8 protein-coding genes are annotated in these 14,581 nt (G+C 69.4%); 4 read left to right on the forward strand and 4 right to left on the reverse strand.

Features of this window, described 5'->3' with window-relative positions; translation table 11 throughout:
* Positions 1-33: 33 nt before the first annotated feature.
* The 3 genes from G6O54_RS34815 to G6O54_RS34825 all read right to left on the reverse strand — a co-directional run bounded on the left by G6O54_RS34815 (position 34) and on the right by G6O54_RS34825 (position 7,387).
* On the reverse strand, positions 34-3,543 hold the full coding sequence (locus tag G6O54_RS34815; protein ID WP_165234871.1) for a GAF domain-containing protein: 3,510 nt from the start codon (positions 3,541-3,543) through the stop codon (positions 34-36).
* A 54-nt stretch (positions 3,544-3,597) separates the two neighbouring features.
* Positions 3,598-5,571, reverse strand: a complete 1,974-nt coding sequence (locus G6O54_RS34820) for a beta-L-arabinofuranosidase domain-containing protein (RefSeq protein WP_165234873.1) — start codon at positions 5,569-5,571, stop codon at positions 3,598-3,600.
* 130 nt (positions 5,572-5,701) lie between these two features.
* Positions 5,702-7,387, reverse strand: coding sequence for an arylsulfatase (locus G6O54_RS34825; protein ID WP_165234876.1), 1,686 nt, complete (start codon positions 7,385-7,387; stop codon positions 5,702-5,704).
* Between the two features lie 517 nt (positions 7,388-7,904).
* Between G6O54_RS34825 and G6O54_RS34830 the strand changes: the two genes are divergently transcribed.
* The 3 genes from G6O54_RS34830 (at position 7,905) to G6O54_RS34840 (ending at position 11,272) form a co-directional block, all read left to right on the forward strand.
* On the forward strand, positions 7,905-9,023 hold the full coding sequence (locus G6O54_RS34830) for a DUF1559 domain-containing protein (RefSeq protein ID WP_165234879.1): 1,119 nt from the start codon (positions 7,905-7,907) through the stop codon (positions 9,021-9,023).
* A gap of 100 nt (positions 9,024-9,123) precedes the next feature.
* Positions 9,124-9,582 carry a hypothetical protein gene (locus G6O54_RS34835; protein ID WP_165234882.1) on the forward strand — a complete coding sequence of 153 codons (459 nt, stop codon included), beginning with the start codon at positions 9,124-9,126 and terminating at the stop codon, positions 9,580-9,582.
* A gap of 97 nt (positions 9,583-9,679) precedes the next feature.
* Complete coding sequence (locus G6O54_RS34840; RefSeq protein WP_165234885.1) at positions 9,680-11,272, forward strand: sulfatase family protein; 1,593 nt, start codon at positions 9,680-9,682, stop codon at positions 11,270-11,272.
* Between the two features lie 20 nt (positions 11,273-11,292).
* Here the strand turns inward: G6O54_RS34840 and G6O54_RS34845 are convergent, their stop codons facing one another.
* Entirely contained in the window at positions 11,293-12,324 is a 1,032-nt protein-coding gene (locus tag G6O54_RS34845) for a zinc ribbon domain-containing protein (protein WP_165234889.1), read from the reverse strand.
* 229 nt (positions 12,325-12,553) lie between these two features.
* On the opposite strand from G6O54_RS34845, the gene G6O54_RS34850 reads away from it, so the two are divergent.
* A complete protein-coding gene (locus G6O54_RS34850) occupies positions 12,554-14,158 on the forward strand; it encodes a S10 family peptidase (protein WP_165234892.1) in 1,605 nt (534 codons plus the stop codon).
* Positions 14,159-14,581 lie beyond the last annotated feature (423 nt).

Genomic DNA, 14,581 nt, shown 5'->3' on the forward strand with positions numbered 1-14,581 from the left:
TTTTCGGACCCTCGCGTTCGTCGCGCGAGCGGCTCACGACGGGGGTGGAGGCAGCCGGCCGCCCGTGCGTCGGGAGACGGGGAGGATGACCCGGAAGGTGGTCCCCTGGCCGGGGGTGCTGTCGACCTCGATCCGGCCGTTGTGGTCCTGGATGATCCCGTGGGTGATGCTCAGGCCCAGGCCGGTGCCGTCGCCCACCTTCTTGGTGGTGAAGAACGGGTCGAAGATGTGGGGCAACACGTCGGGCGGGATGCCGCAGCCGTTGTCGCCGATCTCGATCATCAACTCGTCGGAGGGCAGGAGCGAGGTGCGGATCTCGATGCGGCCGCCGTCGGAGCGGGCGGACTCGATGGCCTGCATCGCATTGACCAGCAGGTTGAGGAAGACCTGGTTGATCTGCACCGGGGATGCGGCGACGTTGGGCAGGGCGCCGAGTTTTTCCTCGACGGCGATCCGCCGCCGCTCGAGCCGGCCGCGGATCATCTCGAGGGCGGCAGCGAGGGCCTCGTGGACGTCGAGCTGGTCCACCGCGGCCCGGTCGAGCCGGGTGAAGCCGCGGAGGTTGTTGACGATCTCCGCCACCCGCTTCACGCCCTGGCGGGTGCTGGCGAGGATCTTGCCCAGGTTCGACCGGATGTAGCCGAGGTCGCACTCCTCGTCCAGCCGATCGACCTCCTCCAGGATGCCCGCCGCGTGGGCGGCGAGGACCTCGCGGGCCCGGTCGTAGATGGCCAGGAGCCTGAGCGTGGAATCCAGGTCGCGTTCCAGGACGGCGAGGTTGTTGGCGATGTAGGCGAGCGGGTTGTTGATCTCGTGGGCGACCCCCGCGCTGAGCATCCCTAGCGACGCGAGCTTCTCGGACTGGACCATCCGCGAATGGATCTGCTGCCGCTCGATGAACTGGCCGATCTGTCGGCCGAGGTTGGTGGCCATTTCCATCAGGTTGGAGTCGACGGCGCGCGGGGATCGGCTGAAGAACTCCATCAGGCCCAGGCATTCGCCGCGGACCAGGATGGGGACCGCGAAGGACGAGTGGAGTCCTTCCGCCGCGGCGGGCGCCTTGCGGCGGAAGTCCGGATCCGCGGCGATGTCCGCGATCCACTCCGCCCGACGACCCGCCCAGATCCGGCCGGGGAGCCCTTCGCCGGGGGCGAAGGCCGCGGCCCTGGTGGCCGCATCGAAGACGGGGAGGTCGTCGCCGGACGTCCGCCAGGTGGCCACGCAGCGGACCAACCTAGTGCCGGCGTCGACCCGCCAGAAGGCGCCGAAGTCCCAGTCCAGGCCGCGGCCGATGATCTCCAGGATGGCCGGACTCGCCTCGTTCAGCGAGTCGCTCTCGGCGAGGACCCGTGTCGCCGCGTACTGGACGGCCAGCCTCCGCTCGTCGGCCTTGAGGCGGGTGATGTCGTGGAAGACGACAAGCCCTCCCCGGATCTCGTCGTGCTCCTCGCGGAGGGGGCGCGCGTTGACCAGCATCGAGGAGCCGTCGCGGAGGCTCGGGTGGGCGATGTAAAGCTCGGCCAGGTCGATGACCTCGCCGCGGATGGCCCGGTAGAGGGGCAGCTCCTCGGTCGCGAATCGGGTGACCCGGTCGGGCCGATAGACCTCGTAGAGCGGATTCCATCGGCCACCGTCGTCGAGGTGATCGGCGCTCCCGAGCATCCGCTCCGCGGCCGGATTGAGGACCAGGAGCCGCGCGTCGCGGTCGGCGACGACGACCCCCTCGCGCATGCAGTCCAGGACGGACCGGAGGATCCCCGTCTGCTCGCGGAGCGCGGCCTCCGATTTCTTCAGCTCGGCCGCCTGCCCCTCCAGGCTGCGGTTGAGCCGGGCGATCTCCTCGACGTGGCGGAGGGCGTCGAGCGCCCTCGTCGTGTGGCTGGCGAGCGTCTCCAGGGGGCGGAGGTCCACGCGCTCCGGGTCGAGGAACTCCGGCGTCGCCACCTGGAGGGTCCCCATGACCTCGTCCCCCTTAAGGGGAAGGATGATCTGGCCGTGGATCCCCGCCAGCTCCACCGCCCGCTGGTCGCAGCGGGGGTCCTTGAAGGAGTCCGGGATCACGACGGCTCGGCCCCGGCGGACGACCTCGGCCAGGATGTCTTCGCCGTCCAGGGGACGGACGGTCAGGCCCACCAGCTCGCTCATCGTCCCCTCGCCGCGGACCCCCCGCACGACGCCGGCCTCGCGATCCACGAGGGAGATCATCGCCAGGTCGTAGCCGAGCTGATGGCACGACCGGAGTACCGACCCGAACATCTTGTGGATGTTCTGGGGGTCGAGCCGGGACGTCGAGATCTCGAAGAGCGACCCGAGCAGGTCGCGTGCGGCCTCCAGGTCCCGGGTCCTGGCGGCGATCCGCCGCTCGAGGTCCGCATGCGCCCGCGCGATCTGATGGCTCATCCGATGGAAGGCCTGGCCGAGGGTGCCGACCTCGTCGCCGGGCGGGACTTCGATCGTCGAGGCCGCGCCGAGGTCTCCGCGCGCGATGGCATCCGCGGTCGCCGCGAGCTTGCGGATGGGCCGGGTGTGCTGGCGGGCGATCGCGTACGACGCCGCCAGGCCGATCGCCAGGATCAGGCCGCCGACGCCCAGGAGCAGCCGGCGGAGGCGGCGGACCGGCGCGTACGCCTCGTCCACGTTCATCTTGGCGACGAGCCCCCAGCCGCGATATCCGACCGGCTGATAGGAGGCCAGGACATTCCGGCCGCCGTGGTCGGTGGTGCGCATGAACCCGCTCTCGCCCGCGACGGCCCGGCTCATGGCCGGGACGCGGCCCGCCGGGAATTCGAGATCATGCGGCTCCAGCCGGGGCGTGAAGAGGTAGTGGATCCGGTCCCCGGCGGCGACACCGACGAGGACCTCGCCGGTCTCGCCGAGGTGGCGGGGCGGGGCGATGTGGGCGACGATCGGGCCGAGGTCCATGACGAGCATGTAAGACCCGACAACCTCGCCGGCCCGGGTGCGGGCCGGCATCACGAAGAGCGCGCCGGTCCTGCCGTCGACGAGCCTCGGCAGCCCGATGAGGGCGGGCCCGTCACCGGCACTCGCCTCGTCTCCGGACGGTCGCGGCATCGCCGCGAAGACGTCGATCAGGTCTCCGGGCCCCGTGGAGGCGACCCGACGCCGCTGGGAGTCCTCGATCCAGAGCGCGAGCAGGCCCTCGGTGTCCTCGCGGACCTCGTCGAGCGACCAGACGTTGGCCCGAGCGGCCCCCCCGGCGGGACGCTGATGCCCGGGCAGGTAATACTCCAGCGACTCGCGCAGGCGATAGCGGCTGGCGAGCGTCCGGATCCGCTCGTCCAGGTGCGCGATCTCCGCGAGCAGGAGGGCGCGGCGATCCTCGGTCACGGCCGACAGCCGGCTGCTCACCTGCTCCCCGAAAATCTGCCCCGTATAGACATAGCCGATCGTGATCAGCGTCCCCGCCGTCAGCGCCACGAGGAGCCCGACGAAGAGCGTGAGCTTGAACACGATCGACTGCCGCCGGAGGGCCTCCGGCGCCGCGTCGATCGGTGTCGAGAGCAGGTTTCGGAGCGAGCCCATGAGCAATGCGCGTCCCCTTCGCCCTCCATCCGAACCGGACGATCCGCCCGCCGATTATCGCCCCGAGCCGTCGAGCGTCGGGAACTCGGTGACCCTCAGGTCGGTGCAGCCGTAGGGGACGAGGCTCAGCTCCTCCTCCGCGGCGTCGCTCCTCGCCGGGCTCGACGGCGGTGCCGCCGCGGCCCCCCTCTCGATGACCCAGCCGGGCAGCCGCCGACCCTTCACGCGGGCGATCAGCGCGGGGGCCTCGGTCGCGAACGGCGAGGCCTGGACCGGCCTGTCCTCGAAGGCGATCGACTTCTCGGGATGGACGCGGTCGATCTCCAGCGCGTAGTTCCACGGCGACGCCGGCCGCACTTCCCAGTCGGCGAACTGCGGATTGTCCTTCACCTTCTTCCACTCGCCGCGGACGGGCAGGGCGAACACGAGCGGCCCCCGCTCCACGGCCACGGAGTCGTTGAAGCCGTGGTAGAGCCGCGGCTCGGCGGGGAGCCGGAGCGTCACCTTCGCCTCCTTGGCCACGGCCAGCGTCAGCTCGTGGAAGGTCCCGGAGGCGACCGTGGAGGTCGCGTCCCCGACCGCGACCCTGGCCCCGTTCGCCCAGGCCGGGATCCGGAGGCGGAGCGGGACGTCCACCGGCTCGGATGCCGTGGCGACGATCTCGACCAGGTCGCGGAATGGGTAGTCGGTCCTGACCTCCAGCCGGACCGGCTTGCCCTTCACCTTCGCCTCGACCACGCACGGGGCGTAGGCGACGGCCGCCAGGCCGCCGTCGGCGGACCTCATCCAGAGCGACGAGGCGAACTTGGGCCAGCCCTGGTGGAAGTTGGCGGTGCAGCAGCCGAAGTTGGGCTCGAGGCCGTACAGGTTGGAATCCGGACCGTTGTTCACATAAAGATGATCGCCCTCTTTCACGCAGAGGACCTGGTTGGCCTGCTGGTCGTACTGGTGGGCGGTCATGTCCTTCTTGAACGTGGCGGGCAGGGCGTTGAAGGCGAGCTTCTCCAGACGGTCGCCCAGGCGGGCATCTCCCACGACCGCGGCGAGGAGCTCGAGGGAGTACATCGCCTCGACCACGGTGCAGAGCTCGGTCCCCTGGGAGGGATTCCGCCCGGCGAGGTGCTCGTCGCAGGTGAAGATCCCGGTGGCCTGTCCATGGTACCTGTCGAGCTTCTCCAGCATCGGGAAGATGGCGTCCCGATCCGCCTCGGCCCCGGTGAGCAGGTAGCGGATCCCCGCGTATTTCAGGGCCATGCCGGTATTGACGCCGTGGGTGTCCAGGTCGAACTTGTCCCGAGTGCGGCCGGTGAACTTGAAGTCGTCGAACTGGGCCTTCCAGTCGTGGCTCTGGGCGTATGCCTTGCGGGCGACGTCCATCGGCCAGGCCTCGCGGGACTTCAGGGCCAGCCAGAGCATCGGGACGGCGAAGTCGGCCACCCGCATCCGCGCCCAGCTATAGAGCGGCCTGTCATCCATGGCCTTCTCGATCCGCCTGGCACACTTCAACATGGCGGGGATGACCCGTGGGTCGCCGGTCGCCTCCTGATACTGCGCCAGGGCCTTGAGCAGGGGGAAGAGCGGCCAGGCGTCATAGGGCTGGTGGCCGGCCGTGTCGCCGATCGGACCGAGCCAGCCGTCGGGGTGCTGATGGTCGAGGATGTAGTCGATGAACCGCTTCGCCTTCGCCTGAAGCGCCGCGTCGTCCAGCAGGTAGGCCAGCGGCACGAGCCCGTCGAGCCAGTACGGGACCCGCTCCCAGCCCTCGCTCTTGCCGCCGATCCAGGCGCTGTCCTTGATGTCGAGCCAGAACTCGTCGAGGTGGCCGCCCAGGCCCGCCGCCTGGATCCTGAGCTGCTCTCGGAGCCAGCCGGCCGGCTTGACGGAGCCCAGCGGAAGGGGGTGGAAGGCGATTGCGGGGATGCCCGCGGGTCGCGAGGGATTCGCGGCTCCGGAGGGCTGGGCCGATGCCCCCTGGGACGCGATGGCCAGGATCACGGTGAGCGAGAGAGGCGCGATCGTTCGGTTCATGACGGGGAGGGTCCTCGGTGAGGTTGTGAAGGGCGGCAATCCCGCCGATCGTAGGCGATTGTACATTATTAGCACCAGCCTCGACGCCTCGCCAGCGGCGGGCGGGTCGGGTGCGGTTCGGGCGGCCCGATCAGGGACCCGTCGGCTCCTTCGGTATCGCCGCCCCAACGCGACCGGCCCACGCCCGCCAGGATGCCGTCAGCTCGGCGAGGCGTGCGCGCTCCGCCGCGGCGAGGTCGCGGGTCTCGGTGGCGTCGGACTCGATGTGATAGAGCTCCCAGCGGCCCCGCGGGTGGGCCACCGCCTTCCAGCCGCCGGAGAGCACCGCGCGGCCCCCTTCGTGCTCGAAGAAGAGCGACCGTCCGGTTGCCGCAGGTCCGCCCTCCAGCACCGGCCGCAGGCTCACTCCTTCGAGAGGGAGGAGGACATGGCCGTCGTATCGTCCCGGATAGGGGACCCCGGCCAGGTCGAGGCACGTGGGCATCAGGTCGATCACGTGCGCGATCGACCGACTGATTGTCCCGCGCGGAGCCTTCAGGCCGTTCGGCCACCGGACGACCAGCGGGCCGTGGCAGCCTCCCTCGAACGACTCCGCCTTCCAGTAGTGAAACGGCGTGTTCGCCGCGCTGGCCCAGCGCGGGCCGATATACCCCCAGGTCGTCTCCGGGCCCGGCTCGAACCGTCCCTCGTAGCGGATGGGCCGGCCGTCGCGGGTCTCCGTCGCCCGGTCGAATCCGGGGTTGAGGTAACGCTCCGGAGAGGCCCCGTTGTCGGCCAGGACGAGCAGCAAGGTGTCGTCCGCGCGGCCGGTTTCCTCGAGCGCCCGGACGATGGCCCCGACGCCCTGGTCAACCCGATCCACCATCGCCGCGTGGACCGCCATCAGGGCGGCGGCGTGGTCCCGATCGGCGTCGTCCATCGCGGTCCAGTCCGGGCCACGGCCGTCCAGGGGGGGCAGGGGGTGTGTCGCCGGATCGACGAGCCCCATCTCGACCTGGCGGCGATATCGCGACGCGCGGAGGGCATCCCAGCCGCCGCGGTAGGTGTCCCGGTAGCGTGCGATGTCCTCGGGGAGCGCGTGCAGGGGCCAGTGCGGGGCGCAATGGGCCACGTAGAGGAAGAACGGTCGATCATCGCGGGCCATGGTGCGGATGTACTCGACGGACTTCGCCGTGATCGCGTCCGTGAGGTAGAAGCCCGGCGGGACGGCCTTCACCGGTTCCGTGCCCTCGACCAGCGAGAAGGGATCGAAATGATCCACGACGCCCCAGATCGGGCCGAAGTGCCGCTCGAAGCCCCGGTTGACGGGGTAGGTGCGGACGTCGGCGAAGGGCCGGTCGAGATTCGCATGATGGTTGAGCCAGGCCATGTGCCCCGCCCCGCGCTCCTTGCCCCCCAGCGGGGTCGTGGACGACAGGTGCCATTTGCCCGCCATCGCGGTCCGATACCCGGCGGCGCGGAGCAGCTCCGCGATCGTCGCGCCGTTGCGGCCCAGGTCCCGGCCGTTCGAGCCAAGATTGACCTGATGCGGATACAGCCCCGTCAGGAGGGCGGCCCGCGTCGGGCAGCACCGCGAGGCGTTGTAGAATCGGGCGAACCGCATGCCGTCGGCCGCGACCCGATCGATGTTCGGCGTGCGGATCTCCCCGCCGTAGCAGCCGAGGTCGCTGTAGCCAAGGTCGTCGAGCACGATCACGACGAGATTCGGCCGCCGGGCCGGGGCGCCGGCGCTCGCCCCGGGGAGATCGCCGGCCAGCCCCGCGACCAGCACCGCTGCCGCCAGCACCGAGGCCGCGCGATGTCGAGAATCCCGCACGCTCCACCTCCCGGAATGCCAGCCGATCGGCCGATGGCTGATCGCTCCGGCCATTGCCATCCTCGGGGCCGGCGACGGCGAGGTCAACCTCGTCCAGCCCGCCGGCAATCCTCGGATCGAGTCTCAATCCAGGCCGGTCTTCCTCATGGCGGCCCGCTCTTTCAAAAACTTGCTCATCCAAGCCTGATGCGGGAATGAATCGAAAAGATCTTATGAAGATTCTCTTGTCAGCGGTGGCGATGCGTGCTAGAGTTTCACTCCCGAGTCGGTCGCCGGTTGCGGCGAGGCGGCCGATTCCGACCCGCTCGTCCCTCCCCCGCGGATCCTTCGCTCAGGTGAGCCCGGCGATCCGTCGCGAGCGCGGGCCGCTCCGGTAACTCAGGTCGCCGCCCCTTTGTCGGCCCGCCACCTCCGGGCCGCCTTGTCCTCGAAACGCGAGTCGTCGACGCTCCCCCGTCGGCCACCCTCCCATTTCTCGACCCATCCGACTCATCCTGGAACCGGGAGTAAGCCACCCATGGGATCCCGCCGCCGTCTTCGAGCCCGCGTGGGCTTCACGCTGATCGAGCTCCTCGTCGTCATCGCCATCATTGCGGTCCTCATCGCGCTCTTGCTCCCCGCCGTGCAGTCGGCCCGCGAGGCGGCGCGGCGGGCCCAGTGCACCAACAACCTGAAGCAGCTCGGGCTGGCCGCGGCCAACTTCGAGTCGGCGAACGGGACGTATCCGCCGGGGTACGGCCTCTTCCCGGTCCAGAACATCAAGAACTGCACCTCCCAGGTGGGCGGCTGCCGGATCAGCGTGCTCGGGCAGCTCATGCCCTTCATGGAGCAGTCGCAGATCTACTCCGCCTTCAACATACAGATCGACATGTGTACGTACAACGTCGGGGGCACGATCACGCCGAACGGCACGGCGCAGACGACGCTCGTGACGGCGTTCATCTGCCCGTCCGACGGCGCCGACCAGCGGATCGGGGACAACATCGCGTACTGCAACTACTTCGCCAGCCTGGGCGCCACGGCGGCCCAGGAGGCGGGCTCGACCTACACGAACATGGAGTCGATCACCGGGCGGCTGGGCATCTACAACGCGGCCGTGAATTACGGCACCCCGCTCTGCAACGGGACGACGCCCAACGCCGACTACCTGAAGGTGCCCGGCGTCCGCGTCGCCTCGGTCACCGACGGCACGAGCAACACGGCGGCCTTCGCCGAGGCGTGGCGCGGCCACGAGGTGGGGACGACGCTGCCGCCGGTCACCGACCCGACGGTGGCCCTCATCTATAGCGCGAACCTGGACAACCTCGCCCCGCCGACCTGCGACGTCGCCAGCCGCTACAGCACCTATCGCTATCGCGGCCAGGAGTACTACCGAGCGTTCGGGCCCACGGCCTTCTACACCCACACGTTGCCGCCCAACAGCCCGCTCCGCGACTGCGGCACGGCCGCCGACACGACGGCCATCAACAACTTCTCGAGGACCCACCTGGCCGCCCGCAGCTATCACCCCGGCGGCGCCAATGCGGCCTTCGCCGACGGCTCGGTGCGGTTCTTCAAGAACTCGATCAACCTCTCCACCTGGAATGCCCTGGGCACCCGGGCCGGCGGCGAGGTCATCAGCGCCGACTCGTACTGACCCGCCCGAGGCCGGCGGCGCCAGGTTGCCGTCCGCCGAATCGTCCACGGATCGGGACGCCGGCCCAGCCGCCGGCGTCTCATCCCATCGGGAGCCGATCATGCCCAGGATATCCCTCGCCGCCTGCTGCCTGGCCCTCCTGTCGGCCGGGTGCGGCGGCGGTGCAAATTCGACGCTGCCCCCGGAGGCCGCGGTCCAGGACAGCCTGACTCAGATCGCGGAGCTCTGCCGGAACTACCAGTTCACCAAGCAGAAGCCCCCCCAGAAGCTCTCCGACTTCAATACATCAAGGACCATGGGGGCCAACGGATTCCAGGCGTTGGAGAAGGGCGACGTCATCCTCCTCTACAACGCCAAGCTCCCCGATCTCGACGAGGATCCCGGCCACGCCGACACCGCGGAGATCCTCGCCTACGAGAAGAGCGTGCCGACCAGCGGCGGCCAGGTCCTCCTGCTGAATCGGACGATCAGGTCCATGACTCCGGAGGAATTCAAGGCCGCCCCGCGACCCGCTGGCGCCCACGAGGCGACTCCGGAGCCCGCCGCGAAGAAGAAGTGACGCCGAGGGCGGGCATGCCGCCGGGCCCCGCGCTGATTTCGGCCGGCCGATCGTGTATCGTGCGATCGGTCAGCTCGATCACTCGGAGATCCTCGGCATGCCACGCGTTCACGTTCACCCTCGACTCCGGATCGCCCCTCGTCCCGACGCGACGCGAGTCGCCACGCTCGCCCTCGGGCTCGCCGCCCTGATCGCGGCGACGAGCCCGCCCGGCCGGGCCGTCGCCTCCGAGGCCCGTCCCAACATCGTCTTCATCTTCTCGGACGATCACGCCTATCAGGCCATCAGCGCCTACGGCGATCCGCGGCGGCTCATCGACACGCCCCACCTCGACCGCCTCGCCGGCGAGGGGATGAGGTTCGACCGCTGCCTGGTCACCAACTCGATTTGCGGGCCGAGCCGAGCCTGCGTGCTGACCGGCAAGTACAGCCACCTGAACGGCTTCTACAACAACACCGGCATCCGCTTCGACGGCTCGCAGGTGACGTTCCCCAAGCTCCTCCGCGCCGCGGGCTACCAGACCGCCATCTTCGGCAAGTGGCACCTCAACAGCGACCCGACGGGCTTCGACGCGTGGGAGGTCCTGCCGGGCCAGGGGATCTATTACAATCCGCCCATGCTCAAGCCCGGCGGCCGCACGAAGCACCACGGCTACGTCACCGACGTCATCACCGACCTCTCGCTCGACTGGCTCAGCCGGCGAGATCGATCGCGGCCGTTCCTCCTGATGTGCCAGCACAAGGCCCCCCACCGCGAATGGGAGCCGGCCCTGCGTCATCTCGATCACGACAAGGACCGGGTCTACCCGCCGCCGGCCACGCTCCTGGACGACTATTCCGGCCGCGGCCCGGCCGAGCACCGCCAGGACATGACGATCGCGCGGACGATGAACGACAAGGACCTCAAGCTGACGCCCCCCGCGCAGCTCGACGCCGACCAGCGCAGCGCCTGGGACGCCTACTACGAGCCCCGCAACGCGGCCTTCCGCCGCCAGGCCCCGCAGGGCGCCGATCTCGTCCGCTGGAAATACAACCGGTATCTGCACGACTACCTGGGCTGCATCAAGGGTGTCGACGAGAGCGTCGGCCGCCTGCTCGACTATCTGGACCGCGAGGGGCTGGCCGACAACACGATCGTCGTCTACGCGTCGGACCAGGGCTTCTATCTGGGCGAGCACGGCTGGTTCGACAAGCGATGGATCTTCGAGGAGTCGCTCCGCACGCCCCTCCTGGTCCGCTGGCCGGGCGTCACGAAACGCGGTTCGGTGAATGCCGACATCGTCTCGAACGTCGACTTCGCCCCCACGCTGCTGGAGGCGGCCGGGGTCCCCGTCCCTCGCGAAATCCAGGGGCGCAGCCTGGTCCCGATCCTCCGCGGCGACACGCCGGCCGACTGGCGGAAGAGCTTCTATTATCACTACTACGAATACCCCGCCGTGCACGACGTCCGCCGCCATTACGGCGTGGTCACCGATCGCTACAAGCTCGTCCACTTCTATGGTTCCGACATCGACACCTGGGAGCTTTTCGACCGCCAGGCTGATCCCCTCGAGCTGCGGGACGTCTCTTCGGAGCCGGAGTACGCAACGGCCCGCAAGGAGCTCGAGGCCGAGCTGGCACGACTGAGGTCCGCGCTTCGCGTGACGCCCCAGGACCCGCCCGAGTCCGAGATCCCGGCCCCGCGACGATGAGCGTCCGGCCGACGTGGCCGTCAATCCGCCTCGGCCTTCAGCGGCGGCAGGCCGAGGAGGCGCTCGACCTCCTCGGCGGAGACGGCGAGCCGGCCCAGGAGCTGACGGTAGACCGTGAAGATCCGGTCGTTGACCTGGTCCGCCGCCTCGATCAGGTTGATCACATCCTGGGGAGCGGGGAGATCCGGGATGAAGAACCGGACCAGAGGAAACGGCCCGTCCTCATCCTCGAGGAAGGTCGCCGACGTCCGATCGAGGATGCGGCGGATGTCGTCCACCCCGGCACGGAGGCGTTGGCCGGCCGCGAAGGCGGATTCGAGGAGGGCCTCCTTCGGCTTCTTCTCGTCCCGGATCCGCAGGACCAGGTGGGCGAGGACCTTGGCCGAGCCCATCAAGCCCGCCGTCCGGCCGACGACCTCCGTCGCGAGGAAGGCGGCGCTCGGATAGATCCTCCGGGCCTCGTCGCGGCGTCCTGGGCCGCCGGCACCCCGCTCGGCCACGTCGTCGCGCTCGAGCAGGCCGACCGTCGCCGTCAGCCGCCGGGCCGCGGCCTCGGCGAAGGGCTCGAGGGCCGCGATGACCCTCCGCTCGCCGTCGCTCGCACGCGCCAGCGCCGCCTCGGCCGCAGGCAGGGTCGGGGCGTCGAGCTCGAAGTCCTCGGCCCTGACCTTGAGCCCGGCGCGGAGCAGGAGGGCGGCCGCCTCGGCCTTCTCCGCGCGAGGATGGACAACATTCCAGCGGAGCAGAGCCGACAGGTTATCACCGCGCCGGACCTGCATGTCCTGGCGGGCGTCGATCAACTCCGCCTTGGCCGCGGCGAGGTCGCCCGGGGCCGGGGGATGCTCGGCGGGGAGCGGCATCGGCTGAGTCAGCGCGAAGGCGTCGAGGAAGAACCTGTCGAAGACGATGCCGGCCTGGTGAACGTCCAGCTCCGGAGTCGTCGGCACGGCGATGGAGGCGCGACACCGCGGGCACTTGACCCTGCGGCCCGCGTGCTCCTCGCCGAGGTTGAATCCGGACGCGCACGCGGGACACGTGACCTGGATCGGCATCGCGAGCTCTCCCAGCCCCGAGGAAGACCTGACGAACGGGCGTGATGATAGCAGACCAGCGCCGGAGAATCCCCCGTTCCTCCGAATCGTCCCATCCCGGGAGGGCCCGCCGCTCGGCCCCCCGAGGGATCTTCGCTCTTGCGAGAACGCGCCGCGTCACTCATCGTCTAATCTGCCCGATCGTCGGATTCCTCACCGCATCGACCAGCTATTGAGGCATACCCCGAAGATGACCCGCATCCTGAGCGCGTTCGCGACCTTGACGATGGTGTTGACCCTGGCGGCCCTGCAAACGAGCCCGTCGAGGGCCCAGGAGCCCTCCCCGAAGGCGGAGGAGAAGCCGAAGAAGAAGGACTCCCCGAAGGCGGAGGAGAAGCCCAAGGACAAGGAGAAAGAGAAGAAGGACGCCGGCAAGTCCTCGACGGACGAGGAGCCGGTGGTGACGCATCACGCGGTGACGGTCGGCGGCAAGGAGCTGAAGTACACGGCGACCGTCGGCCTGATGCCGATCCGGGACGCCAAGGGGGAGACCGAGGCGCGGATCTTCTTCATGGCGTATCACCTCGACGAGCCGAAGGCGAGCTCGCCGCGGCCGGTCCTGTTCAGCTTCAATGGCGGGCCCGGCTCGGCCTCGGTCTGGCTGCACATCGGGGCGCTCGGGCCGAGGCTCGTGCCGGCTCCCCAGGGGCCGACGATCCCGGCACCGCCGTTCCGCGTCGTCGACAACCCGGCCACCTGGCTCGACCGGACGGACATGGTCTTCATCGACCCGGTGGGGACGGGCTACTCGCGCGCGGCCAAGCCGGAGCTGAACCAGAAGTTCCATTCGCTCAAGGGCGACATCGAATCGGTCGGCGAGTTCGTCCGCATGTACCTCACCCGGTTCGATCGCTGGGATTCCCCGCTCTACGTCATCGGCGAGAGCTACGGGACCACTCGCGCCGCGGGGCTGGCGGGCCACCTCGTCGAGAAGGGCATCGCGTTCAACGGGATCATCCTGGTGTCCTGCGCGCTGGACTACCAGGGATTCGTCTTCAACACCGGCAATGACCTCCCGTTCCTGAACTATCTCCCGTCCTATGCGGCCACCGCCTGGTATCACAAGAAGCTGCCGGCCGACCTCCAGGCCGGGGGCCTGCCCGCCGTGCTCAAGGAGGCGGAGGCGTTCGTCGATCGTGAATATGCGGCGGTCCTCGCCCGGGGCGACCGCCTGACCGACGAGGAGAAGCAGCGGGTCGCCGCCGGCCTGGCGAGGCTCACGGGCCTGGACGCGACCACGATCGCCGACCACCAGTTGCGGCTCGAGCTCGACGTCTTCCGCAAGGAATTGCTCAAGGCGAAGCACCGCTCGGTCGGCCGGTTCGACTCGCGCTACGAGGGGATCGAGAACCTCTCCCCGTCCTCGTCCGGCGAGCCCGCCACGGACCCGAGCTATTCGGCCGTGCGCGCGTCATACACGTCGGCCTTCAACCGCTACATCCGCACGGAGCTCGGCTACAAGACGGATGTCCCGTACTACATCCTCGGCGAGGGCGTCGGCCGCTGGGACTTCGACGTCCGGATGGGCTATCCCTCCACGACCGGGCCGCTCAGCGAGGCGCTCACCAAGAATCCGCACATGAAGGTGCTGATCGCCTCCGGCTACTACGACCTGGCCACGCCGTATCGCGCCGTGGACCATGCGCTCGCCCGGCTGGGGCTCGACCCGGCGATCCGCGGGAACATCTCCACCACCACCTACGAGGCGGGCCACATGATGTACCTGCACGGGCCCTCGCTCCACAAGCTGAAGGCCGACGGCGCGGCGTTCCTGGACGGCTCGCACGCGCCTTGAGCCGATCCGGATCCATCCTCAAACCCGGTCACGAGCCCCTCTTGTAGGGTGTGTCAAGCGAAGCGCAGACGCACCGGATCGGCCTGGCGGCAGGCAAGGCGACGTCGTCCCGCTCGGGGCGAGTCCCTTCTACCTTGAATCGCTCGCCCATGCCGTGGGCATCGGCGGTCCGGTGCGTCCGCGCTTCGCTTGACACACACTACATGTGCTGAAGCCGACGGTGGGGCGTTCCTGCACGGCTCGCACGCACCTTGAGCCGATCCGGATCCATCCTCAAACCCGGTCACGAGCCCCTCTTGTAGGGTGTGTCAAGTGAAGCGCAGACGCACCGGATCGGCCTGGCGGCAGGCAAGGCGACGTCGTCCCGCTCGGGGCGAGTCCCTCCTACTTTGAATCGCTCGCCCATGCCGTGGGCATCGGCGG

Source organism: Aquisphaera insulae (genome assembly GCF_011064615.1).
GTDB classification, from domain to species: Bacteria; Planctomycetota; Planctomycetia; order Isosphaerales; family Isosphaeraceae; genus Aquisphaera; species Aquisphaera insulae.